Raw genomic sequence first — 24,676 nt, 5'->3', positions numbered from 1 at the left:
ACGGGCAGCTAATATGCTACCCGTTCATTAAATTAAACGCGATAATTACTCTTGATCGTCGATATTTGCATCATCAACACCGTTTTCTTCAGTGTTTTCAATCGCATTCTCATCATCATTATTTTCATCATCATCTGTTTCAGCAACACGTTGTAAACCAACCACTTTTTCATCTTCAGCTGTTCTAATCAAGGTCACACCTTGCGTATTACGGCCAACGACGCTCACTTCAGATACACGGGTACGAACTAATGTGCCGGCATCCGTAATCATCATGATTTGGTCAGTTTCATCAACTTGAATAGCTCCAACAACATTACCGTTACGCTCACTCACTTTGATAGAGATAACCCCTTGAGTTGCACGCGATTTAGTTGGGTATTCTGCTTCTTCAGTACGTTTACCATAACCATTTTCTGTGACAGTTAAGATATGGCCTTCACCACGTGGAATGATCAAGGATACGACTTTATCGTTATCCATTAATTTAATTCCACGAACACCCGTTGCAGTACGTCCCATTGGGCGAACAGCATCTTCAGCGAAGCGCACAACTTTACCTTGTGCAGAGAACAGCATGACTTCATTTGAACCATCGGTTAAATCAACCCCAATCAGTTCATCACCTTCATTCAAGTTCACTGCAATAATACCGGCACTTCTTGGGCGGCTAAACTCTTGTAAAGGTGTTTTCTTCACAGTACCACTCGCCGTTGCCATGAAGACGTTATAACCCTCTTCATATTCACGTACAGGTAAGATAGCAGTAATGCGTTCATCTTGCTCAAGTGGCAATAAGTTAACAATTGGACGACCACGAGCACCACGACTCGCTTCTGGCAACTGATAAACTTTCATCCAATACAAACGCCCACGACTTGAGAAACACAAGATGGTGTCGTGCGTATTGGCGACCAATAAGCGTTCAATGAAGTCTTCGTCTTTTGTTCGTGCAGCAGATTTACCTTTACCACCACGGCGCTGTGCTTCGTAATCAGACAGAGGCTGATATTTCACATAACCTTGGTGAGATAATGTCACTACCACATCTTCTTGATTGATCAAATCTTCAATATTGATGTCTGCGGTATTTTCTGTAATTTCTGTACGACGAGGATCATTATAAGTATCACGAATAATTTCTAACTCTTCGCGAATCACTTCCATCAAACGTTCAGGACTACGTAAAATAAACAGTAAAGCTTCAATTTGTACTAGAAGATCACGGTACTCTTCCAGTAGTTTTTCGTGCTCAAGACCGGTTAATTTTTGGAGACGTAAATCCAAAATAGCTTGGGCTTGTTGCTCAGTCAGGAAATATTGCCCCTCATGAACACCGAACTGTGGTTCTAACCACTCAGGACGAGCTGCGTCATCACCTGCACGCTCTAGCATTGCCGCTACATTACCCAGATCCCAAGAACGTGCAATCAACCCTGCTTTAGCTTCAGCCGGTGTTGGTGCTTTACGGATCAATTCAATAATTGGGTCAATATTAGCAAGTGCGATTGCCAGTGCTTCAAGGATATGAGCACGGTCACGCGCTTTACGCAATTCGAAAATCGTACGACGAGTGACAACTTCACGACGGTGACGCACAAAAGCAGCAATGATATCTTTTAAATTCAGTATTTTCGGTTGCCCTTGATGTAGAGCCACCATATTGATACCAAAAGAAACTTGCAATTGAGTCAAGGAATATAAGTTGTTCAGGACAACTTCACCCACAGCATCGCGTTTAACTTCAATAACAATGCGCATACCGTCTTTATCCGACTCGTCACGCAGTGCACTGATTCCTTCAACACGTTTGTCTTTAACTAACTCTGCAATTTTTTCAATCAAGCGAGCTTTATTCACTTGATAAGGGATTTCGCTGACAATAATGGTTTCGCGACCATTTTTCTCATCGACTTCCACTTCAGCGCTTGCACGGATATAGACCTTGCCACGTCCTGTACGATATGCATCAATAATCCCACGACGGCCGTTGATAATAGCCGCTGTTGGGAAATCAGGCCCTGGAATGTGTTCCATTAAACCTTCAATACTGATGTCTTCATCTTCTATATAAGCAAGACAACCATTAATCACTTCCCCTAAATTGTGAGGAGGAATATTGGTTGCCATCCCAACCGCAATACCAGACGACCCATTAACCAAAAGGTTTGGAATTTTCGTTGGCATGACTTCAGGAATTTGCTCTGTTCCGTCATAGTTTGGAACGAAATCAACGGTTTCTTTTTCAAGGTCAGCAAGTAGCTCATGGGCAATTTTCGCCATACGGATTTCCGTATAACGCATTGCCGCAGCGGAGTCTCCGTCAACTGAACCGAAGTTTCCCTGACCATCAACCAGCATGTAACGCATTGAGAAAGGCTGTGCAAGACGAACAATTGTCTCGTAAACAGCGATATCACCATGTGGATGGTATTTACCGATGACGTCCCCAACAATACGGGCAGATTTTTTATAGGGTTTATTCCAATCATTTCCCAATACATTCATCGCATACAGTACTCTGCGGTGTACTGGCTTCAGTCCATCTCGAACATCTGGAAGCGCACGGCCGACAATAACGGACATTGCATAATCCAAATACGAACTTTTAAGCTCTTCTTCGATATTAACTGGTGTGATTTCTCTGGCAATCTCGCTCATGGAACCACTGTCCCTCATAACTTCGGATTCAAAGAGTAGAACTATACCACAATTCGCCAATTTAATAAAAATAAGAGACGGGTATTTGTCTTCCAAGCTATGTATAATAGCGGAAAATTAAGTTTATGTGTCCGAAACTTGAAGGTTTATCAATTAATAACTGCAATAATTACATTGTTGTTTACATTTTAGCCATCAATGCTTGTCGGGCTACTATTCCCCCTATTAAACATAGTTTAAATACAGTTTAAATATAACTATCGTTAATAGGCTTTCGGGTAATAGGTTAAAAATAGGAGCTTCTTTGTATGAATGACACCCAAACCCCAACCTACCTTAACGTCGATAAGCAAGAAATCGAAAAATTCGAGTCCATTGCCTCACGTTGGTGGGACTTAGAAGGGGAATTCGCCCCACTACATCGCATCAATCCATTACGCTTAGGTTATATTATGCAGCGTGTAGACGGTATTTTCGGTAAAAAAATTCTTGATGTTGGCTGCGGCGGTGGCATTTTATCGGAAAGTATGGCGCGTGAAGGTGCAGAAGTCACCGGTCTTGATATGGGTGCCGAGCCTTTAATGGTTGCTCGCTTACATTCTCTTGAGTCCGGCATTCCAGTTGAATATGTACAAGAAACCGTTGAACAACATGCAGACAAGCACCCTCAAGCCTATGATGTTGTCACGTGTATGGAGATGCTTGAACATGTTCCGGACCCTCAGTCTGTCGTTAGGGCTTGCGCAAAATTAGTCAAACCGGGTGGACACGTAATTTTTTCAACCATCAACCGTAATAAAAAAGCATGGCTAATGGCTGTGGTTGCTGCTGAATATATAATGAAAATCGTCCCAAAAGGCACTCATGACGCAAACAAGTTTATTCGCCCTTCTGAGTTAATTAATTGGATTGACGGCACACAATTAAAAGATAAACATATCATAGGGTTGCATTATAATCCATTAACAGACAAGTTCTGGCTTGGGCCAAATGTTGATGTAAACTATATGCTGCATACGGTAAACGAATAGTCATTTAGTCGTGAAAAGAATAAATCACAAGCACTACGTTTAAGAAAGCAGCAAACGATCGCATTTTACAAAATTTATTTTAGTCCTCATGTCGGAAGCATTTTTTTTATTAATGCCTTTTACCATGCAGCTTACCGACATGATCACTTTTCTTATCCAACCAGTTATCCACAAGATCCCTCTAATTTGTTCACTTGATAAAATCACATATTAACATTATCTTGTTATGGTATTCTAAACAAACTACTACATATAGTGGTACAACAAAACATAATACAACTAGTCTCATGGCATTACACCATGAGCTTTTTTATGTTTATTTTAAACTATTTGTAGTTCAACCAAGGTGTACTTGCTCATGAACCAGAGTCTGTTAGTCACAAAGCGTGATGGACATAAAGAACGCATTGATCTTGATAAAATCCACAAGGTAATCACCTGGGCTGCTGAAGGCCTAAGTAACGTATCCGTTTCTCAAGTGGAGTTACGTTCACAGATTCAGTTTTATGATGGGATCAGAACTTCTGATATTCACGAAACGATGATCAAAGCAGCAGCAGATTTAATTACGGGTGATACCCCTGATTACCAATACCTAGCTGCCCGTCTTGCTATTTTTAACTTACGCAAGAAAGCCTATGGCCAGTTTGAACCGCCTGCATTATATAAGCATGTTAAACACCTCGTTGAAATGGGGAAATATGACAAGCATTTGCTGGAAGACTACTCTGAAGCAGAGTTCGAGCAAATGGATAGCTTTATTGATCATTGGCGTGATATGAATTTTTCCTATGCTGCGGTAAAACAGCTTGAAGGGAAATATTTAGTTCAAAACCGTGTAACGGGTGAAATCTATGAAAGCGCACAGTTTTTATATATTTTAGTTGCAGCTTGCCTATTTTCACATTATCCAAAAGAAACACGCCTCGATTATATCCGTCGTTTCTATGATGCCGTTTCAACATTCAAAATTTCATTACCTACGCCGATTATGGCGGGGGTACGTACGCCTACACGTCAATTCAGCTCTTGCGTACTGATTGAGTGTGGTGACAGCTTAGATTCTATCAATGCAACCTCAAGCGCAATTGTGAAATATGTCTCACAACGTGCAGGGATTGGGGTGAATGCAGGCCGTATCCGTGCATTAGGCAGCCCAATTCGTGGTGGAGAAGCTTTCCATACGGGTTGTATTCCATTCTATAAACACTTCCAAACTGCGGTTAAATCATGTTCGCAAGGTGGTGTTCGCGGTGGCGCTGCAACCTTGTTCTACCCTATTTGGCACCTTGAAGTAGAAAGCTTACTGGTTCTAAAGAATAACCGTGGGGTTGAAGGTAACCGTGTTCGCCATATGGATTACGGTGTGCAATTAAACAAGTTAATGTATGAGCGTCTGATTAAAAACCAAGACATTACATTATTCAGCCCATCGGACGTTCCGGGTCTTTATGACGCCTTTTTCGCAGATCAAGACGAATTTGAACGTCTATATGTGAAATATGAGCAAGATGAAAATATTCGTAAATCGAGCGTTAAAGCGGTTGAGCTATTTTCATTAATGATGCAAGAGCGTGCGTCTACTGGCCGTATTTATATTCAAAACGTTGACCACTGTAATACACATAGCCCATTTGACCCGCAGATTGCGCCTGTTCGTCAATCGAACTTATGTTTAGAAATTGCGCTGCCAACTAAGCCATTAAATAATATAAATGACGAAAATGGTGAAATTGCGCTGTGTACATTATCGGCATTTAACTTAGGGGCGATTGATAGTCTAGATGAATTAGAAGAGCTAGCAATATTAGCTGTTCGTGCACTCGATGCGCTACTTGATTACCAAGATTACCCAATCATTGCGGCTAAACAAGGCTCAATGGGCCGTCGTACATTAGGTATTGGCGTGATTAACTACGCTTATTATCTCGCGAAGCACGGTGTTCGTTATTCTGATGGCAGTGCAAACAACTTAACGCATAAAACATTCGAAGCCATTCAGTATTATCTATTAAAAGCCTCGAATGAGTTAGCAAAAGAGCAAGGTGCTTGCCCATGGTTCAACGAAACAACCTATGCACAAGGCGTTTTGCCTATCGATACCTATAAAAAAGAGCTCGATAAGTTAACTAATGAACCTTTACATTACGATTGGGAAGCGTTACGCCAAGAAATTAAACAACATGGTCTGCGTAACTCGACACTGTCTGCATTGATGCCTTCAGAGACATCATCACAGATTTCTAACGCAACTAATGGTATTGAACCACCGCGTGGTTATATCAGTATTAAAGCCTCTAAAGATGGTATCTTGCGCCAAGTGGTGCCTGATTACGAAAATCTGAAAGGTGCTTATGAGCTACTGTGGCAAATGCCTTCAAATAGTGGCTACTTACAACTCGTTGGTATCATGCAGAAATTTATCGACCAGTCGATTTCTGCTAACACAAACTATGACCCAACTCGTTTTGAGAGCGGTAAAGTGCCAATGAACCAATTGCTAAAAGATTTATTGCTCGCCTATAAGTTTGGTGTGAAAACACTTTACTACCATAACACTCGCGATGGGGCGGAAGATGTTCAGGGCGATCTGGAAGAAGTTGTTGAGTCAGCGGATTCCGATTGCGAAGGCGGCGCGTGTAAAATTTAATAGGAATTGTTATGTCACACACATATACAACGTTTTCACAGAAAAAAAATGACCAAATGCTGGAGCCGATGTTTTTCGGCCAACCCGTTAACGTGGCGCGTTATGATCAGCAAAAGTACCCTATTTTTGAAAAGCTGATTGAAAAACAACTGTCGTTTTTCTGGCGCCCTGAAGAGGTTGATGTCTCTCGCGACCGTATTGACTATAATGCGCTGCCAGATCACGAAAAGCATATCTTTATCAGTAATCTGAAATACCAAACGCTGCTGGACTCTATTCAGGGCCGCAGCCCTAATGTGGCATTATTGCCACTGATTTCGATTCCTGAACTGGAAACTTGGGTTGAAACGTGGGCGTTTTCTGAAACTATCCACTCACGTTCGTATACACATATTATTCGTAATATTGTGAATGACCCTGCCATTATTTTTGACGATATCGTTGAAAATGAAGAAATTTTAAAACGTGCTAAAGATATTTCTGGTTTTTACGATGACCTGATCGAAATGACCAATTACTATCATATGTTTGGTGAAGGCACGCATACTTGCAACGGTAAGCAAGTTACTGTTTCTCTGCGTCAGTTGAAGAAGCAGCTGTACCTGTGCCTAATGAGCGTTAATGCGCTCGAAGCAATTCGTTTCTATGTTAGCTTCGCCTGTTCATTTGCGTTTGCTGAACGCGAGCTAATGGAAGGAAATGCTAAAATCATCAAACTGATCGCACGTGATGAAGCACTGCACTTAACTGGTACACAACACATGTTGAACCTGTTACGTTCGGGGCAAGATGACCCAGAAATGGCAGAAATCGCGGCAGAGTGCGAGCAAGAATGTTATGACTTATTCGTTCAAGCGGCAGAGCAAGAGAAAGAGTGGGCCGACTACCTATTCAGCGAAGGCTCTATGATTGGTTTAAATAAAGATATTTTATGCCAATATGTTGAATATATTACTAATATTCGCATGCAAGCTGTCGGTCTGAAATTGCCATTTGAAACGCGTTCAAACCCAATTCCATGGATCAACGCATGGTTGGTGTCTGACAACGTACAAGTTGCGCCTCAAGAGGTTGAAGTCAGTTCTTATTTAGTCGGCCAAATTGACTCTCAAGTCGATACCGACGATTTGAGCGACTTCGAACTATAAGCATGGCAAGCCATAAAATCACCCTGCGGTTAACGCAGGGTGTTCAAGTCCCCTTCCATACTGAAGTCCATTCGTGTTTGTTGGAAGCCTTAGAAGACAGCCGTATTCCTGTAGAATATCAATGTCGTGAAGGCTACTGCGGTTCATGCCGAGTGACGTTATTACATGGGAAAGTGGGCTATAAGCAAAAACCTATTGCATTTGTGCAAGATGGAGAAATTCTGCCTTGTTGCTGTCATCCACTTTCAGATATTGAAATTGGTTAATCTAAAATAGGTGATTGCACAGCTGTCTATCAGTTACCTGTGCAATCACTTTTTATTCACTTGCTTTATTGATTATAAATAACCATATAATCCCGCAAATATCCAACCAAATACACAAGAAACACCCACCCCAATTAACCCCGGTAGAATGAAGCTGTGGTTGATAACAAATTTACCAATACGCGTTGTTCCAGAACGGTCAAATTGAATTGCCGCAAGGTCACTAGGGTAAGTTGGTAAAATGTAATACCCATAACACGCAGGTGCAGAAGCGATAATATAAGCCGGGTCAACACCAATCCCTAGTGCAATTGGTACTACAGCGGCCAGAGCAGCTGCTTGTGAGTTAACAAACTTAGAGACTAATAATAAGATAACTGCATAAGCCCAAGGGAAATCTTTCACTAAAGAACCTAAAGTTCCTTTAATTTCATCCATATGAGCACCGAACATGGTTTCTGCCATCCATGCGATACCATATACTGCAACAATCGCAATCATCCCTGAACGGAATACTTCATTCTTTGAAATTTGTCCTGGATTAGTCTTACAAATAATGATAATTAGCGCACCTGCTAATAACATAAACATCTGGATGACTAAAACCATGGACAGTGGCTTACCGTTAACTAGCGGTCTAAGTTCAGAAAATGCGCCAAGTAATGCCACAACTGCGATGGAAGCTAAAAAAATCCACATCGCGACCCAATTAATTTTCGGTAATTTGGTATTTAGCAGTGTCACACTGTCACCATAGACATAATCATGGTTTTCAGGGACTGAGATAAACTCTTGGAATACAGGGTCTTTATCGAGATCTTTACCTCTAAACCAACTGAAAATACCAATAGCTAAAATACCAATTAATGTTGATGGAATAGTAATTGCTAATAAATCCAAAAATTCGAGTGACTTACCATTGATTGTCACACCATTTAGCATTGCGACTAATGAAACAACGGCAACTGAAACTGGGCTAGCGATAATCCCCATTTGCGCGCCAATACTACTCGCAGCCATTGGCCTTTCAGGGCGAATATTATTTTTAATCGCCGCATCGTAAATGATAGGTAAAATTGTATACACCACATGCCCTGTACCACACAAAATGGTTAAGATACATGTCACAAAAGGTGCCACAATAGAAATGTACTTAGGGTTTTTCCGCAGTAGTCGTTCTGCAATTTGCAGCATGACATCCAAACCGCCTGATGCTTGTAACGTTGCTGATGCGGCAACAACAGCAATGATAACAAGCATTACATCAACAGGCGGTTTTCCAGGCGGTAAACCAAAGCCAAAAACTAAGATAACTAGACCAACACCACCTAATAGCCCGAGTGCCATTCCCCCTTTTTTTGCTCCATAGAATAAGCAAACAAGGATAATGGCGAGTTGAATCATAAAGTCCATAGTTCCATCCTTTATATATATGTTTACATATATTATCGGGATGATTTTCAAGCATTAATTTGATTTATGATAACTTCAAAATCAATTTAGTTTTATTTTTTATGCTTTTATTTTGACCTCATCACATAATTTTAATTAAGTAACTGACATACTATTCCGTTACCTACCATTTTGATAAAAATCAATCAACTACTACACCAATTTTAACAACTTACTCCATTTAAATTTACCTTTAGTCACTTTAAATCATCATTTTTTCTTTACTTTATTAACTCTGCTCATTGTCTTGAGTCTCTCTATCTACTTGATTATCAGTGTAAACTTAATATTACACTCACTGTAATTTACATTTGACAGAGAACTTGCAATCGCATAATCTGCATCACTTATTAATTATTCAAATTCAATTAGAGGAACTTGTGAAGAATCGTACGCTTGGCAGTGTGTTAATCGTTGCAGGGACAACAATAGGTGCAGGGATGTTGGCAATGCCACTTGCCGCTGCAGGAGTCGGTTTCACAGGCATCGTTTGTTTGCTTGTTGGATTATGGATGTTAATGAGTTATACCTCATTACTGTTAGTTGAAGTGTATCAGCATAACCCTGCCAATATGGGCTTAGGCTCCGTTGCTAAAAAATATCTTGGCCCAATTGGCCAGATAGTGACTGGGCTAAGTATGCTGCTATTAATGTACGCATTAACAACCGCTTATATCGGTGGAGCTGGCGTATTAATTTCAGATAGTCTGTCTTCATGGTGGGGCTTTAAAATTTCAACTGACACTGCCATTATTGCATTTACTATTATTGGTGGTGCAGTTGTCTGTATTGGTACGCATTCCGTCGATTTTATTAACCGAATTTTATTCACAGCAAAAACGATTTTTTTAGTCATCATGTTAGTTGTAATGATGCCACACGCGGAAGCCGTAAACTTAAGCACCATGCCAATTGAAAAAGGCCTTATCCTTGCCGCAGTACCCGTTATTTTTACCTCTTTTGGTTTCCATGGCAGCGTCCCAAGTTTAGTTAACTATATGAATGGGGATGTACGTAAATTACGTATGATTTTCATTACCGGAAGCGCAATTCCTTTAGTTGCTTATATTCTATGGCAGATTGCGACGTTAGGGTCTATTCCATCACATACTTTTCTCGGAATACTAGCGCAGGAATCAGGTCTAAATGGGTTACTCACCGCGATCCGCGATGTTGTCGCTACACCTCGCGTTAATATCGCCGTCAGCTTGTTTATGGATTTAGCGTTGGCCACATCTTTCTTAGGTGTCGCATTAGGCTTATTTGATTACCTCGCCGACTTATTCAAACGGAGTAATCATTTTATCGGTCGAGTGCAAACAGGCTTACTCACCTTTGTTCCGCCATTATTGGCTGCCCTATTCTTTAGTAGTTTCGTACAAGCATTAACTTATGCAGCTGTTGCACTCTCGGTCTTAGCGCTGATTATTCCTGCATTGCTAACATTACGTGTACGTAAATTAGAATCTCAAGGTGGGTATCAAGTTAAAGGTGGTACACCTATTTTAGCCTTAGTGTTGGCATGTGGTGTGGCAGTAATCGCTATCCAATTTTCGATTGTTGCCGGCTTCTTACCGAACGTCGGCTAACAAATTGATAAATTAAGCCGTAATTCGGATAACTTCAAATTACGGCTTTTGTTTATCTGAAATTAACTATCCTCACTCCCAATCAAGGTGGCCATCGTTTGATATCCGCAATCAATCAATAATCCCCTAGCATTCCTACTCTATCTCCACATATATATTATTTGCATATAATTTAATATATATTTCTTTAATTACGTCATTTGGCAGAAAATAATTCCGAAAAGACAACCCTACCCCTCTTGCTTTACAGTTATTGAGAGGTAAATAAGGAATTAGGTTGAATGAAAAGGAAAAATATTTCTGCTGTCCACGATGCAGCATTTAAGAGGTTTATGTCAAACATAGACAGCGCACGTGACTTTTTTGAAATTCACTTACCAAAACACATAAAATCATTATGTGATTTCACTACGCTAAAGCTGACTAACTCATCATTTATTGATAAACAGCTTCGCTCTCGGCTATCTGATGTTCTGTATTCAGTACAGACCTCACATGGAACAGGCTATATTTATTTATTAGTCGAGCACCAGTCAACCCCAGATAAACTGATGGCGTGGCGCTTAATGCATTATGCGTTTTTAGCAATGAATCAGCATATGCAGCAAGGAAGCACTGTATTACCTCTAGTTGTTCCTATTCTTTTCTACCACGGTACTCGTTCACCTTACCCTTACACTCAGTTATGGACAGATTGTTTTCCTCAGCCCAAGCTAGCAAATACGTTATATACACAATCATTCCCGTTGGTTGATATCACTGTAATAGACGATAATGAATTAGTAAATCATCGCAAAATTGCTGTTATGGAATTAGCGATGAAACATAAACGGTTGCGAGATGAGTTTCACCATGTGCTTCCTTTATTGGCGCAAGCACTCAATCAACACTATAATAGCGACAATGATGTGGTCACTATCATCAATTACCTATTTTCTGCTTTAGACTCAACTGATTTTGAAAAATTTATCTACACATTAGAAGCGCAAACAGAAAAGCACAAGGAGACGATTATGAATATCGCACAACGCTTACATAATAAGGGTCATCAAGAGGGCCTTCTCGAGGGGCTGCAAAAAGGCAAACAGGAAGGGCTTCAAAAAGGGCTTCAAGAAGGCGTTCAAAAAACTAAAACCACCTTAGCTCGCAACTTATTGATAAACGGTGTTAGCCCTGAAATTATTATGAAAAGCACCGGATTGAGCCGTGATGAGCTGACGTCATTAAAGTAATGCAATAAAACTGAAGTAAATAGCTATGGATAAGCAGCTAAAAGTTTAACCAATTATTTTAAAAAATATTCAACTAAGTTTACATCATCAAATTCGCCCTAGGCGTACACATAATGTACGCCTAGGGGCATTATGAACAAGATAACCCTGTTAGAATGAAAGGCCAGCCCCTACATACCAGCCATCAGCAACTTTATCGCTACTATGACCATGTGTCCCTTTCATTTCAATTAAGCGATATCCCGCATCAATAGATAAAGGCTTAAATACCGTATAACGTGCACCGGCTTTAGCTTCGACGTACGATTTGCTGCCTGAAGTCAGTTGCTCTGGAGCACCATAAGCTTCACCGTAAATATTGAGTGAAGGCAAAGCCTGCCAATTTAACCCACCACCAACAGCTAATGCAGCACCATTACTATTGTGATCAGGTGATAGATATAGCCCTTTACCCCCTACAAATGCAGAAAAAGGCCCAATAGGTAAGCCAAATGTGGCACCAATACTACCCATTTGCCCATCATGGTCACTACGAGCCCAAGAGCCGTTAAATGCCAACCCTGCATTTTGGTTACCTAACCCTGCAGACAGCTCAGTAAAATGTTCACCTGCTTGTGCACTAACTGAAACTGCATGTGCAGTACCTACGAATAATGGTGACATCGCTGCTGCCAATAATAATAATTTGCGCATTATTTTATCCTCTTGATATTATTACCTATGGATATTACGCGAATCTCACCCTATTTTCAGCCATTCTTACCTAGATTTACGCTATAGCCTCGATAAAAGCCCTCGTTATTCATTACAAAATTTCACGCATCAAAAATTTTAGTGCAAAAAAGTGCGATAAATACGTATTTTCTTACTTGTAATCACAGTAATTGGTTATATTAATTAGATAATCAATTCCATAATAACTATACTGAATTACAAGTTTGTTGTAGTCGTGTTTTTTATTTTTTACAAAATATTAACTTATTAGTTAGGTTTGTGTAGTCATTTAATCCAAACAAAGGAGCATTGTGATGAAAAAGAAAGGCCTTACTACCGCCTCAGGCGCCCCAGTCGCCAATAATAATAATGTCATGACAGCGGGTAAACGTGGCCCAATGTTATTACAGGATGTTTGGTTTTTAGAAAAACTTGCCCATTTTGACCGTGAAGTAATCCCTGAAAGACGTATGCACGCAAAAGGTTCTGGTGCTTTCGGTACCTTTACCGTAACCCATGATATTAGCCGCTATACTCGTGCAAAAATTTTCTCTGAAGTAGGGAAAAAAACAGAAATGTTCGCTCGGTTCTCTACCGTTGCAGGCGAACGTGGAGCTGCCGACGCAGAACGTGATATTCGTGGCTTCGCATTAAAGTTTTATACTGAAGAAGGTAACTGGGATATGGTGGGTAACAACACCCCTGTATTCTATTTCCGTGACCCATTAAAATTCCCTGATTTAAACCACGTAGTTAAACGTGACCCTCGCTCTAACCTGCGTACAATGGAACATAAATGGGCCTTTTTCTCCCAATTACCTGAATCTTTACACCAGTTAACCATTGATGCTAGTGACCGTGGTATCCCACAAAGTTACCGTCATATGCATGGTTTTGGTAGCCATACATATAGTTTCATCAACAGTAACAATGAACGTTTCTGGGTCAAATTCCATTTCCGTTGCCAACAAGGTATTCAAAATCTGTCTGATGAACAGGCTGAGCAGTTAGTGGGTAAAGATAGAGAAAGTTCACAGCGAGATCTGTTTGAATCCATCGAGAAAGGGGATTTCCCACGCTGGAATTTGCAAGTGCAAATTATGCCAGAAAAAGAAGCTTCTCAAGTTCCTTATAACCCATTTGACTTAACCAAAGTATGGCCACACAAAGATTATCCATTAATTGATGTCGGTTATTTTGAACTTAATCGTAATCCAGACAACTATTTTGCTGACGTAGAACAAGCCGCTTTTAGCCCTGCTAACGTGGTTCCGGGTATTGGTTTCTCGCCAGATAGAATGTTACAAGGCCGCCTGTTCTCTTATGGCGATGCTCATCGTTATCGTCTTGGTGTCAACCATCACCAAATCCCAGTAAACACCCCACGTTGCCCGTTCCATAATTACCACCGTGATGGGGCAATGCGTGTTGACGGTAATAGCGGCAACCATGTGACCTATGAGCCAAATGAAGCCGGATTATTCCAAGAACAACCAGACTTTAGCGAACCACCATTATCTATTGAAGGTGCTGCTGACCATTGGGATCACCGCGAAGACCAAGATTATTTCAGCCAGCCACGTGCATTATATGAGTTGTTAGATGATGCCGAGCACCAACGTATGTTTAAACGTATTGCCGGTGAACTGATTGACGCTACTGAAGCCACACAAGTGCGCCAAATCGAGTTATTTAAACAAGTTCACCCTGAATACGGTGCGGGTGTCGAAAAAGCGCTAAAAGCACTAAAATAGTGTAAGTCATTAAGTGGTGGGGATAACCCCGCCACTATTTCGCCCTATTCTTTTATTCTCGCTAACAACCACTTCTTCACTTGTTGCCTAGACACTTTTATTCCCCCTGCTTTCAATTCAGGGTCTAAATAATAAAATGCCATAGGATATTGGTATGGAGCGAGTTTATCTTTTAACCAATCCGCCAGCTGATTTAAATCCACTGACTCATTTGCTTCAATAACCGCGACAGGACGTTGCCCAAATTGCACATCATCAATAGGTATAATAAAACTTTGGCTGACATCAGGATGTGAATTTATGACTGATTCGATATCTTCGGGTTGAACACATTCCCCGCCACTAATAAATAAATTATCTAGACGACCAACAACCTGATATTCCCCATCAATAAAAGCCCCTTTATCATTGGTTTTAAACCAGTTATCTAGGCAATTTAATGGGTGAAGTTGCCCATCAAACCAATAACCCAGAGCCTGACTGTTTGATTGGATTTGAATTTCATCATCCACAAGACGAACTTGCTTGCCTTTTAAGGGTAAACCGACACCTTTTTTACCGTCTGCCCGTTTCGCACAAACCGTAGATGCCATTTCTGTCATCCCATAGCCGCTCCAACAAGCAATACCATGCTGTTGAGCCAGATCCGTCAAGGTTGAAGGGATACTCGCTCCTCCCAATAAAACGGCTTTCAATGCGATATTAGTCACTGATTTATCATTTAATAAACGCCATAACTGGGTCGGAACTAAAGAGGCATGAGTGACCTCATGCAATGCTTGAGCCAAAGGAAGGTTTTTGACCGCAAGTGAGCCACCTTTAAGAAGCCAGCGCCAAACAATCCCCTGACCAGATACATGGAATAACGGCAGCGATAGTAACCAACAATCTCCTTGCTGGTAATTCATCAGATTAACAACACCTGCTGCACTATTTAAGTGCGCAGCGATACTGTGAACAGCGGCTTTAGGTAGGCCTGTCGATCCCGATGTTAAAATCAACGTAGCGGGCTGCTGAATAACCTCTTGAAAAATAACCGGAGCAACCTCTTCATCACTAATAAAATGGTAATAAAGTTGATAATCTAAATTACGATAATTTGCTAACAGATTTGATTCATCAGTAAAATCAATGACTGCGCTAACGTTAAGGTGAGGCAATAATTCCGCTAATAACCGTTCAGGCAGCCGTGGATTTAACGGTAAAACTCGAGCACCGCAAGTAATCAGTGCCAGTTGGCAGAGCAATAATTCCACTGAGTTTTTTCCTCTCAGTACCACACACTGTCCCTGCTCTATCCCTTGCATTACAAAGTAACAACTCAGGTCAGTAACTTGCTGGTTTAAGCTTTCCCAATTGATACTTTGTGACTCTGTTACCAGTGCTATCGAATTGGGACGAAGATTGGCCCAGTGTTGCCAAGGCCAATCTTTAAAGTGAACTAGCTCTGCCATACAAGTGCTAAATCATCTAACTGCTGAAGCGGAATATCACATTGTGGCCAAGGCCGTACCAATTGAGATTGAATAAGTGATACCGTGTCTAAGCCTGGAATGGTATTTGGCGTCAGCCAATGCGCTACACGAGCAAGTTGTGTTAAACCAAAACTACTTTCAATGGATGAGCTAATCACAGCTTGTAACCCTAAGCGATGTGATTCTTCCACTAAATAGCGGCAATATGACAAGCTGCCTGTCAGGGTCGGTTTAATGACTATCGCAGAAACCCCTTCCTGCGCTTCTACCATAAAGCCTTCCTCACGTACACTTTCATCCCAAGCAATACTAATGCCAGTATCTGCTGCAAATTGCAGTGACTCTTCACGGGTCTTACACGGCTCCTCTAAAAACGCAATACGACTACGGTAGTCTGGGTTAACATATTTAGCAAAACCGTCGGCTTTTGTTCGGGTCCAACTGCGATTCGCATCCAAACGCAGTTTCAGTTCTGGAACTGCCTCTAGTAACAGGTTAACCACCATACCATCACGTACCGCTTCATATAGACCGACTTTAACCTTAGCGACTTTCTCACCTTCCATTGCATCAAGGCTTAAGATTAAATCGTCAGGATCGCCACTACATAAAGGCGCTTTGCGGTAATCCGCTTGTTCAGGAAGCTCCCCTGCCAGCTCCGCTAGAGCGCAGCTACACCCGAAAGCCACAGAGGGTAATAAACTATTAGAAATTTTGCCTTCTTTCACCCATTCATTCAGTCGCTTAATAGTTTCTGCGGTTGCTTCTTCTAATGTTTCACGACTGAATTCAGGTAGAGGCGAAATTTCTCCCCAACCTTCATTATCCCCATCTTGTAAACAGACTAAAAGCCCATCACGCGTTTTTAGTCGCTGATAGCGAAGGATAACGCCTGCCTCCATCGGCAGGCTGAACGAATAAATACGGGCTTTACGCATTATGGATTACGCTTATATTTAGAGAAGTCTGGAGCACGTTTTTCATTAAAGGCGTTACGGCCTTCTTGCCCTTCATCTGTCATATAGAACAACATAGTGGCATTACCTGCGAGCTCTTGCAGGCCAGCCTGACCATCACAATCTGCATTCAAGGCGGCTTTCAAGCAACGTAATGCCATTGGGCTGTTCTCTAGCATTTCACGACACCAACGCACAGTCTCTTTTTCTAAGTCAGCATAAGGAACGACAGTATTAACCAGCCCCATATCCAACGCTTCTTGTGCATTATACTGGCGGCACAGGAACCAGATTTCACGTGCCTTTTTCTGCCCAACAATACGTGCCATATAAGACGCACCCCAGCCACCATCAAATGAGCCAACTTTTGGACCAGTTTGGCCAAAGATTGCGTTATCTGCAGCAATAGTCAGGTCACACATCATATGTAACACATGACCACCACCGATAGAGAAACCGGCGACCATTGCCACCACAGGTTTTGGACAAGTACGAATTTGACGTTGAAAATCTAATACATTTAAGTGATGAGTACCACTTTCGTCACGATACCCGCCGTAGTCGCCACGAATTTTTTGGTCACCACCGGCACAAAATGCTTTTTCACCTTCACCCGTTAAAATGATAGTTCCAACTTGGTCATCATAGCGTGCATCAGATAGAGCTTGGATCATTTCTTTCACGGTTTGTGGACGAAAAGCATTACGCACTTCTGGGCGATTAATCGTAATTTTTGCAATCCCTTCAGGAGATTTATGATAGCGAATATCTTCAAACCCTGTAGAGCAATCTTGCCATTCAATTGGTGCGTATAATTTTTCTTCGCTTGGATAAATCATTATCAGATTCCTTTAACCACAGTGTGATAAAAAATGGTGTAGTGCAGCTACAAAGCCCATTGGGTTTTCCCGATGCGCATTATGCCCTGCATTTTCAATTAGCGTTAACGGTAATTCATATTGTTGCGAAACGCTTCGAAACTTTTTATCCTTTTCGCCACAAAAATAACGATAAGGACAGGTCAATTGATGCAATTTGTCCGCCAAGAAAGGTTGCTTTGCTAATGATGTATTTTCTAGCATAGCAGCAATACTGTGCGGGTTATTTTGCCGACGTAACTGAATTAAATGTTGGCGCTGAGTGGTCGACAAATCAGCAAATACAGCTTGTTGATACCAATCATCTAACACTTCTTCGATGGGTTCTGAACGAAAACGTTGTGCCCATGCCTTATCATTAGCCGCCCGAGCAACTCGTTCTTGTTCATTGACTAATCCCACATTGCCCCCCTCAATCACTAAACCTAATAATCCGTTAGGCTGATAGTGACAGGCAAAATGCATCGCTAACCGAGCACCGAGTGAATAGCCAACCAAGTAGTATTCATTAATTTGATGATAATGTAAAAGAGCGCTGAGTTGTTGATCAAAATGTGAAAAACCTTGGCATGGCTCTGAGTGAGAACCGCCATGCCCTGGTAAATCCACCGCTAACGATGGAAAAGCACGTGTTTGTTCAATCACAGGTAGCCAGTCATCGGCACTACCTAACAAGCCATGCAGCCAGATGACCCAAGGAGCAGATGAGACTGAATTATGTCTATGGGCAGATAACATTACAGTTCCACAACTTCATTCAATAGTTGTTTTAACGTACAGGCGCCTTCATCACTTGCCACCTGCAATTCCACCAGCAATGTGCCCTGTTGACGGCGCCAAAATTGTTGAACGGTATTTTTTAGTGTTGTCCAGTCTGTCGGCGCACAGTATTGTAAGCCAAACATTTTCGCCGCGGGCTCGAAACTGACATTTTGCGGCATACAGTAATAGTTTTGTCTTGCTTCGTCTGGTGTAGGTAACATAGAAAAAATTTGCCCACCATTGTTATTCACCACGATCAGAACGGTGGGTGCTGAAGGCTCACGCAACAAAGCCAAACTATTCAAGTCATATAGTGCAGAAATATCCCCAACAATAGCCAATGTTGGCCATGCTGTTGCCCGTTGAACACCTGCCATGGTAGAAATCAAACCATCAATACCACTCGCGCCCCGGTTACTATAAACAGGATAGCCCAATGGAAGTTGTGCTAGTGCATCTACCAAACGGACAATTAAGCTGTTGCCAACAAATAGTTGGCCTCGTGGAGGCAGCAGTTCAGGTAATTGGTGTGCAACTGCGGCTTCTGAAAACTGCGCTTGTAAGCGTTGGCGCACATGGTGTTGAGTTTTTTGCACTAAAGTGGGCAGCGACTCACACCACAAGCTTCTCGGCTGTGCAGGATGGTTATCTAGCCAACCCTTGATTGAACAGGTTAATTTTCTTCCCTTATGATTGGCTGGGTCTAACCGCTGAGGTATTGAGTCGATAATCCAATACTCTTGCGGCTCACAATTGGCTTGCCATTGTAAGAGCCGTTTTCCCGTTAAGCTTGAACCAAACTGAATGACTAATTCCGCATCTTTTAAAATAGACTGAGTTTCTGGATGTTGTAGCCATAAGTCGGCACATGGAAAAGGTTGTCCGGTTTGAGACAGCACATCACCGAGTACTGGCCATCCAAGTTCCTGTGCCCATTTTGCAACTAACTCCCCTTCACTCGCTGTCATTCGCCCTGCAATCACAACGCCTTTTTTCTGACGCCAAAAATACCAATCCGCAACCAATGCGACGGAATGGGTTAATGGCTCAGTTAACCACGGGTGAGAAGAATTCCACCATTCTCCAAGTGTTTGCTGCCACTCATATTCCCCATCCATTTCACCATATAGTGGCTCTGCAAATGGACAATTAATATGAAAGCCACCATGGTGTAACTGGTTCATGCCATTATCAATCGCGGTGACCAACCATTTCGCTGAAATATCTTGCGTCGGCCGTGGCAACATTAATGATTGAGAGGGGTGAGACGCAAAAATATGTGTTTGCCGAATAGCTTGATTAGCACCGCAATCAATCAATTCTGGCGGTCTGTCAGCGGTAAGAAAAATCACCTTTTCCCCTGTTAAACCGGCTTCAATTAATGAAGGGTAAAGGTTTGCAACAGCTGTACCAGAGGTAACGATAACCCCTACAGGCTCATGACTGGCTTTTGCTAAACCTAGAGCTAGGTGCCCTAAACCACGCTCATCGAAATGCGTATGGCAATGCAATTTACCATGGTTAATCGCCGCAAGGGTCAAGGGTGTTGAGCGCGAACCAGGCGCAATACAGATGTGTTTCATTCCGTGGCGAGACAGTGCTTCGATAATCACTTCAGCCCAACGGAGGTTAAAAGCAGAATTCGACATAATATGCTCAGCAAATTATTAGTTATCAATTAGTTTAGACTGGCTGAAATAAATTTCTTGATCTCAGGACAATTTTTGATGAACTAATTGAAATAAAAAAGAAAATAACCATTTTTATTTTATGGTTTTTCGTTATTTTCAAATAAAGACTTTAGCCCAGCCGCTTTATTTTCAATTTCTATCCACTCTTGCTCTGGGTCTGAGCCACTGACAATACCAGCGCCTGAATATAATGAGACCTGTGCACCCTCTATTTGCGCACAACGTAGAGATACCGCGAATTCACTTTTATTTAAGCTCATAAAACCACCCGTTCCTGCATACCAGCCGCGAGAAAAAGGTTCATTTTTGGCTAAAAATTGCCGAGCGACTTTTCGTGGCAAACCACACACGGCAGCGGTAGGTTGGAGGCGTTGTAAACAATCGCTATCAGAAGGGGTGATTAGCGTTGCAACAATTGAACGATAAAGGTGTTGAATTTTTCTTAAACGAATAACTTTTGCTGAAGACACATCTACCCCAGTCACTGCCCCTTGCAATTGTTGACAAATATCATCAACAACCACTAAGTTTTCATGTTGGTTTTTTTTATCTTCCATCAACCATTTAGCGTACTCTGCTGCGACTGCATCATCAGGGTCATTAGCGACGGTTCCCGCTAAGGCCTCAGAATTTAATTGGCCATCTTGACGTAAATATAAACGCTCGGGGGTTGAAGAAATAAAACCAGAATGCGCGTTGAAGGCCATCATAAAATGGTAGCAATGATGATTCACTTGCTGGCTTTGTGCTAAAAACTGAGCAACCGCAATGGGTCTAGACAGGGTGAGTTTTGTTTCCCTTGCCATAACCACTTTTTCCATTTTCCCTGACTTCATATCATCAATAGCGCAATTTAATAAACGGCACCATTCATCATGAGTAGGAATATGTTCTTGCGCAGTAATATCCGCATTCAGTGCCAATGTCACTTGAGAAGCGGATTTTAATTGCTGTAAAAGATGAATGGCATTTAAGCGATCTTCTTCACCTTCTATATTGATGCTAACGTTAATCATTGAACGTAGTCGATGAATTTCAATACGAGGTAAAAAACAAAATGTTGCTTGACGTTTTATCTCGTCAGGGATCCCATCCCCGACGGCATTCCACCCATTAAGCCCCCATAGGCGCATTTCTGGTATATCAGGGTATTGCGATAAAAAAGCTTGAGCCTTATCTATCGAATCAAAAGATTTCACCATGCCAAGAGCACTACATTCTTCAGCTCCCGTCCGTTGATACCAGTAAAATTGAGGGTAGCTTTCTTGCACTGATAGCCATGAAAGACCAGGGAAAGCGGTCTGCGCATCCAATTGCCAAACAAAACGAATAAACTCTTGGTTTTTTAGTGTCAATGTAGACAAATGATCCAAAATTTCAGTTATCAGTTGATCAATTTTTTTATAGTTCACTTTAGATTCCCACTGCTACATCACACAAATTCACTACGCGTTATTATATAGCGCAAAACCATTTTTTAATACATTGATGACTAACAGTAAATGCTATGTCACCGGTTCAGCACTAAAAACAGATTATCTGCAATAAACAAATTGTTTTTAGTACATCACTATAATTATCGCTTATGCCCCAAATGACGATAGTCAAGAGAAATCACATCAAAACCAACCTTGTTACACGAATAGAGGTTCAGGTTGTTGATAGTATAGCTTATTATATATATTACACGTCATTCCATTCATTTAATTAATGGAAAATGTGATTTTATCCCCTTTCTTCTTTCCTTCCTCTCGAAATTGCTTCATTTTCATCCAATAAGAATTCCATTTTGAAACATAGTTATATTTAAGCTGCAAACCTATATTCCATTACAATTCTATTTAGCCCTAAAAAGTAAAACCACCGTAAATTTTAATTATCATCATATTTTTATGCGTTATTTAATTTAGTATCACTATAGATGATTTCTAAATATATAGAATACAAAATAATATTTTAAACATGTATTGACTTGTTCAAAGTGCTATTTTTTAGCTCTGTTTTTCATTTTTTAGTATAAAACTTTCAGCCAATTTCTAGTAGGTTAACAAATATGAAATTTATATTTTTATTTACAATAAATAGGTAACTCAACCATACAATAGTGCTAATACAAATTAGTGTTCAATCCTTAACTTAATCAACATGGATTTTAAAATGAATACAAAAGAAAATTACGACAGAATTATTGAAAAAGAGCATATAGGCCATACAACCTTAGCTTTATTAACGAATCAAGATGCTCTTTCAACCCGCGAAGTCGGTATTTTTACATTAGACGATTTAATTAGCATACATCGCCATGTTTACTTCTCTCTTTCTTTGCCTTGGAAAAAAAATGATATTCTAAAATGGTTTGGTATTACCTCATCAACCACTTTACCAATAGATACAGACGAATTAATTAATACCATTATCAATATTCGAGATCATGCCAATACCTGGGATAATGTCAAGCAACATGTTAAAGAGCAATCTGTCAACCTATCTCTAGTTAGCCGAAACATTATACATACAGGAGGGCAGATTATTGAATATATAAACCATATGCCTATATTGAAAAGAGTATCAGACAGTTTGAATGATATTAATGAAAGTGAGTTAGATGAAATATTTTATCAAAGCGATGACCAACAAATAGCGACTGAACTAACTAATATCTTACAATTAATTAAAGATGATATTAAGGAGCAATCCATTAAGACAAGTAATATTAAAAATATCATTTCAGATTTTAGAGTACATATTACAGGTGGGTATCTATCTAATTATCAACACGTTGAATCATTATTGTTTAATATTAAAGGGCTATATAATCAACTTGAAACTACTGATAATGAAATTACAGATACCTACTTACAAGAATTACTTAAAACGAAAAAACAGGAACTACAGCAATTAGAACAAGAGTATTCACATTTTGTAAAACTCAGCTTCACCGGCTTAGCAGGTGGTGTCATAGGTCTCATTATTACTGGTAGTATTTTTGGCTCGAAAGCTGAAAAAATTCGAGCAAGAAAAAATGAAACATTAGCAGAAATAAAATCAATTAACGATCAAATTAACAAAGAAGAACTCATCAAAAAAGTTATCTTTGATATTCAAATTAACCTCCATAAAATCGATGGTTTCTTTAAAGATGCACGGTTAGCCGTTGACCATTTAGATTATATGTGGCTTGTCCTCCTAACTGAAATAACCCAATCAATCGAGGTTTTCAAAAAAATCAATAACGCTGATAAACTTATTAAATTCATTACTCACTTCAAACGAATTGTTACATCCTGGTATACCATTCAAGAATACTCTACACATTTAATAACGTTATTTGACCAAATTCAACCAAATAGCACCCCCCCTCAATAAAAGGTACTCATATGCAAGATAAGCTTGATTTACCGATATTGCCCTCCATTGATATTTATCAGTTAAGGCATATGTCAAATGAAATTTCCGCATTTAATAAAAATATAATACATTATGACTTTATCATACACGGAAAGATACAAAAAATTGCAAGTAAGACTTTCAATATAAATGAAACAATCAGAAACTCGATACCGAAGCTAAAAATAAAATTAAATTATATTTTAAAAAGTGAATTAAATAGTGAAAATACAAATATACCTGACGGAATTTTAGTCACAAGCTTTATTGAAGATTTAATTGATTTTAAATTAGAGCTAGAAAGAATAATTACCAAATTCAGTTACACCACCGACTCTCTATCACTCATTCATGTGGAAGAAAGCAACCAACATAAACTACAGCAATACGCAGAACAAAAAGAACTCCTAGTCACATCCAAAAATAGTAAAATGCTAAAAATAAACGAAATCAATCAGCAACACTCCGTTATTACCGCAGCAGAAGATATCATCTTAAAATCTAAAACCACTGATTTCTTAAAAAAACATTTGTTAAATGATGAGTTAATTGACTCAATTGATATGCCAACAAATAAAAAGCAAATATTAAAGTCAGCCATTGCTTTTATTAAAAATTTATTATCAGTCATTGATGATGGTTTAGAATTTGCGCAACTTGTAGAGGTCAGGCTAGATTTAGGAAACCAAATTTTAGAATTAAAGGAAGAAGTTAATCACATTGATAAAACAATATTTAAGCTTTCTCAACTCATGCTCTTATCAGAACAAATCACCGCTATAGATTCACATAAATTATCAATTATTACTCAGATAGGCCTCATTAAGAATTATTGGTGGGAATGGTGCCATTTTATTAATGAAAAATCGTCTGAAAAAACAGTGAATATTCAAAAGATCAATACCGCAAGCCAAGTACTAATGTCTTTTTTAGATGATATGGAATACCAATATCAGCGTCAGTTACCTGATTAAAAAAAACCGGCTACTCAAAAGTAGCCGGTTTATCAACTATAGGAAATTTTGGCCTA

Annotated in this window: 18 protein-coding genes; 9 read left to right on the top strand and 9 right to left on the bottom strand. The window is 40.2% G+C overall.

Annotated features, from left to right (window positions below):
* Positions 1–45: 45 nt before the first annotated feature.
* Positions 46–2,661: a DNA topoisomerase (ATP-hydrolyzing) subunit A gene (gyrA, locus tag P3L44_RS08290; protein ID WP_201276746.1), complete on the bottom strand. Its 2,616-nt coding sequence runs from the start codon at positions 2,659–2,661 to the stop codon at positions 46–48.
* A 308-nt stretch (positions 2,662–2,969) separates the two neighbouring features.
* Between gyrA and ubiG the strand changes: the two genes are divergently transcribed.
* The 4 genes from ubiG (at position 2,970) to yfaE (ending at position 7,756) form a co-directional block, all read left to right on the top strand.
* Positions 2,970–3,692, top strand: coding sequence for a bifunctional 2-polyprenyl-6-hydroxyphenol methylase/3-demethylubiquinol 3-O-methyltransferase UbiG (ubiG, locus tag P3L44_RS08285; protein WP_004259907.1), 723 nt, complete (start codon positions 2,970–2,972; stop codon positions 3,690–3,692).
* 358 nt (positions 3,693–4,050) lie between these two features.
* The gene (gene nrdA / locus P3L44_RS08280) at positions 4,051–6,342 is read left to right on the top strand and encodes a class 1a ribonucleoside-diphosphate reductase subunit alpha (protein WP_004259904.1); all 2,292 of its coding nucleotides are present in this window, start codon (positions 4,051–4,053) and stop codon (positions 6,340–6,342) included.
* Between the two features lie 11 nt (positions 6,343–6,353).
* Positions 6,354–7,490 carry a class Ia ribonucleoside-diphosphate reductase subunit beta gene (nrdB, locus tag P3L44_RS08275; RefSeq protein WP_004259897.1) on the top strand — a complete coding sequence of 379 codons (1,137 nt, stop codon included), beginning with the start codon at positions 6,354–6,356 and terminating at the stop codon, positions 7,488–7,490.
* A 2-nt stretch (positions 7,491–7,492) separates the two neighbouring features.
* The gene (yfaE, locus tag P3L44_RS08270; protein WP_004259896.1) at positions 7,493–7,756 is read left to right on the top strand and encodes a class I ribonucleotide reductase maintenance protein YfaE; all 264 of its coding nucleotides are present in this window, start codon (positions 7,493–7,495) and stop codon (positions 7,754–7,756) included.
* 72 nt (positions 7,757–7,828) lie between these two features.
* On the opposite strand, the gene P3L44_RS08265 is transcribed toward yfaE, so the two are convergent.
* A complete protein-coding gene (locus P3L44_RS08265; protein ID WP_096864880.1) occupies positions 7,829–9,169 on the bottom strand; it encodes an anaerobic C4-dicarboxylate transporter in 1,341 nt (446 codons plus the stop codon).
* 419 nt (positions 9,170–9,588) lie between these two features.
* Here P3L44_RS08265 and tyrP point away from each other — a divergent pair, with 419 nt between their 5' ends.
* Both tyrP and P3L44_RS08255 read left to right on the top strand, forming a co-directional pair.
* Complete coding sequence (gene tyrP, locus P3L44_RS08260; RefSeq protein WP_036958089.1) at positions 9,589–10,797, top strand: tyrosine transporter TyrP; 1,209 nt, start codon at positions 9,589–9,591, stop codon at positions 10,795–10,797.
* A gap of 281 nt (positions 10,798–11,078) precedes the next feature.
* Entirely contained in the window at positions 11,079–12,029 is a 951-nt protein-coding gene (locus P3L44_RS08255) for an Rpn family recombination-promoting nuclease/putative transposase (RefSeq protein ID WP_004259881.1), read from the top strand.
* A 150-nt stretch (positions 12,030–12,179) separates the two neighbouring features.
* Here the strand turns inward: P3L44_RS08255 and P3L44_RS08250 are convergent, their stop codons facing one another.
* The gene (locus tag P3L44_RS08250; protein ID WP_096864878.1) at positions 12,180–12,722 is read right to left on the bottom strand and encodes a YfaZ family outer membrane protein; all 543 of its coding nucleotides are present in this window, start codon (positions 12,720–12,722) and stop codon (positions 12,180–12,182) included.
* 335 nt (positions 12,723–13,057) lie between these two features.
* Here P3L44_RS08250 and P3L44_RS08245 point away from each other — a divergent pair, with 335 nt between their 5' ends.
* Entirely contained in the window at positions 13,058–14,497 is a 1,440-nt protein-coding gene (locus P3L44_RS08245; RefSeq protein ID WP_180359540.1) for a catalase, read from the top strand.
* Between the two features lie 44 nt (positions 14,498–14,541).
* Here the strand turns inward: P3L44_RS08245 and menE are convergent, their stop codons facing one another.
* The 6 genes from menE to P3L44_RS08215 all read right to left on the bottom strand — a co-directional run bounded on the left by menE (position 14,542) and on the right by P3L44_RS08215 (position 21,671).
* The gene (gene menE / locus P3L44_RS08240; protein WP_272662204.1) at positions 14,542–15,951 is read right to left on the bottom strand and encodes an o-succinylbenzoate--CoA ligase; all 1,410 of its coding nucleotides are present in this window, start codon (positions 15,949–15,951) and stop codon (positions 14,542–14,544) included.
* A complete protein-coding gene (menC, locus tag P3L44_RS08235; protein ID WP_272662205.1) occupies positions 15,939–16,910 on the bottom strand; it encodes an o-succinylbenzoate synthase in 972 nt (323 codons plus the stop codon). Before menC ends, menE begins: the two co-directional genes overlap by 13 nt.
* On the bottom strand, positions 16,910–17,767 hold the full coding sequence (gene menB / locus P3L44_RS08230) for a 1,4-dihydroxy-2-naphthoyl-CoA synthase (protein ID WP_004259866.1): 858 nt from the start codon (positions 17,765–17,767) through the stop codon (positions 16,910–16,912). Before menB ends, menC begins: the two co-directional genes overlap by 1 nt.
* A 12-nt stretch (positions 17,768–17,779) precedes the next feature.
* Positions 17,780–18,544 (bottom strand): 2-succinyl-6-hydroxy-2,4-cyclohexadiene-1-carboxylate synthase, encoded by a 765-nt coding sequence (gene menH / locus P3L44_RS08225; protein ID WP_140172575.1) that lies wholly within the window; start codon positions 18,542–18,544, stop codon positions 17,780–17,782.
* Positions 18,544–20,217 (bottom strand): 2-succinyl-5-enolpyruvyl-6-hydroxy-3-cyclohexene-1-carboxylic-acid synthase, encoded by a 1,674-nt coding sequence (gene menD, locus P3L44_RS08220; protein WP_272662206.1) that lies wholly within the window; start codon positions 20,215–20,217, stop codon positions 18,544–18,546. The genes menH and menD overlap by 1 nt, the downstream gene beginning before the upstream one ends.
* A 119-nt stretch (positions 20,218–20,336) precedes the next feature.
* Positions 20,337–21,671 (bottom strand): isochorismate synthase, encoded by a 1,335-nt coding sequence (locus P3L44_RS08215; protein WP_140172577.1) that lies wholly within the window; start codon positions 21,669–21,671, stop codon positions 20,337–20,339.
* Between the two features lie 745 nt (positions 21,672–22,416).
* On the opposite strand from P3L44_RS08215, the gene P3L44_RS08210 reads away from it, so the two are divergent.
* Together P3L44_RS08210 and P3L44_RS08205 are read left to right on the top strand one after the other, a co-directional pair.
* Complete coding sequence (locus P3L44_RS08210; protein WP_272662207.1) at positions 22,417–23,625, top strand: alpha-xenorhabdolysin family binary toxin subunit A; 1,209 nt, start codon at positions 22,417–22,419, stop codon at positions 23,623–23,625.
* An 11-nt stretch (positions 23,626–23,636) separates the two neighbouring features.
* Positions 23,637–24,620: an alpha-xenorhabdolysin family binary toxin subunit B gene (locus P3L44_RS08205; protein ID WP_272662208.1), complete on the top strand. Its 984-nt coding sequence runs from the start codon at positions 23,637–23,639 to the stop codon at positions 24,618–24,620.
* Positions 24,621–24,676 lie beyond the last annotated feature (56 nt).

Origin of the sequence: Providencia sp. PROV175 (assembly GCF_032707045.1) — a bacterium.
Lineage (GTDB): Bacteria > Pseudomonadota > Gammaproteobacteria > Enterobacterales > Enterobacteriaceae > Providencia > Providencia hangzhouensis.
Note: the sequence above shows the minus strand (reverse complement) of the source record. Positions and strands in the feature narration are given on the sequence as shown.

Coding starts and splice junctions, on each gene's coding strand:
- P3L44_RS08210 (WP_272662207.1), top strand. CDS start 22,417: ATGAATACAAAAGAAAATTACGACAGAATTATTGAAAAAGAGCATATA.
- P3L44_RS08255 (WP_004259881.1), top strand. CDS start 11,079: ATGAAAAGGAAAAATATTTCTGCTGTCCACGATGCAGCATTTAAGAGG.
- yfaE (WP_004259896.1), top strand. CDS start 7,493: ATGGCAAGCCATAAAATCACCCTGCGGTTAACGCAGGGTGTTCAAGTC.
- nrdB (WP_004259897.1), top strand. CDS start 6,354: ATGTCACACACATATACAACGTTTTCACAGAAAAAAAATGACCAAATG.
- P3L44_RS08205 (WP_272662208.1), top strand. CDS start 23,637: ATGCAAGATAAGCTTGATTTACCGATATTGCCCTCCATTGATATTTAT.
- menD (WP_272662206.1), bottom strand. CDS start 20,217: ATGTCGAATTCTGCTTTTAACCTCCGTTGGGCTGAAGTGATTATCGAA.
- menC (WP_272662205.1), bottom strand. CDS start 16,910: ATGCGTAAAGCCCGTATTTATTCGTTCAGCCTGCCGATGGAGGCAGGC.
- menB (WP_004259866.1), bottom strand. CDS start 17,767: ATGATTTATCCAAGCGAAGAAAAATTATACGCACCAATTGAATGGCAA.
- menE (WP_272662204.1), bottom strand. CDS start 15,951: ATGGCAGAGCTAGTTCACTTTAAAGATTGGCCTTGGCAACACTGGGCC.
- menH (WP_140172575.1), bottom strand. CDS start 18,544: ATGTTATCTGCCCATAGACATAATTCAGTCTCATCTGCTCCTTGGGTC.
- P3L44_RS08250 (WP_096864878.1), bottom strand. CDS start 12,722: ATGCGCAAATTATTATTATTGGCAGCAGCGATGTCACCATTATTCGTA.
- ubiG (WP_004259907.1), top strand. CDS start 2,970: ATGAATGACACCCAAACCCCAACCTACCTTAACGTCGATAAGCAAGAA.
- nrdA (WP_004259904.1), top strand. CDS start 4,051: ATGAACCAGAGTCTGTTAGTCACAAAGCGTGATGGACATAAAGAACGC.
- P3L44_RS08245 (WP_180359540.1), top strand. CDS start 13,058: ATGAAAAAGAAAGGCCTTACTACCGCCTCAGGCGCCCCAGTCGCCAAT.
- gyrA (WP_201276746.1), bottom strand. CDS start 2,661: ATGAGCGAGATTGCCAGAGAAATCACACCAGTTAATATCGAAGAAGAG.
- P3L44_RS08265 (WP_096864880.1), bottom strand. CDS start 9,169: ATGGACTTTATGATTCAACTCGCCATTATCCTTGTTTGCTTATTCTAT.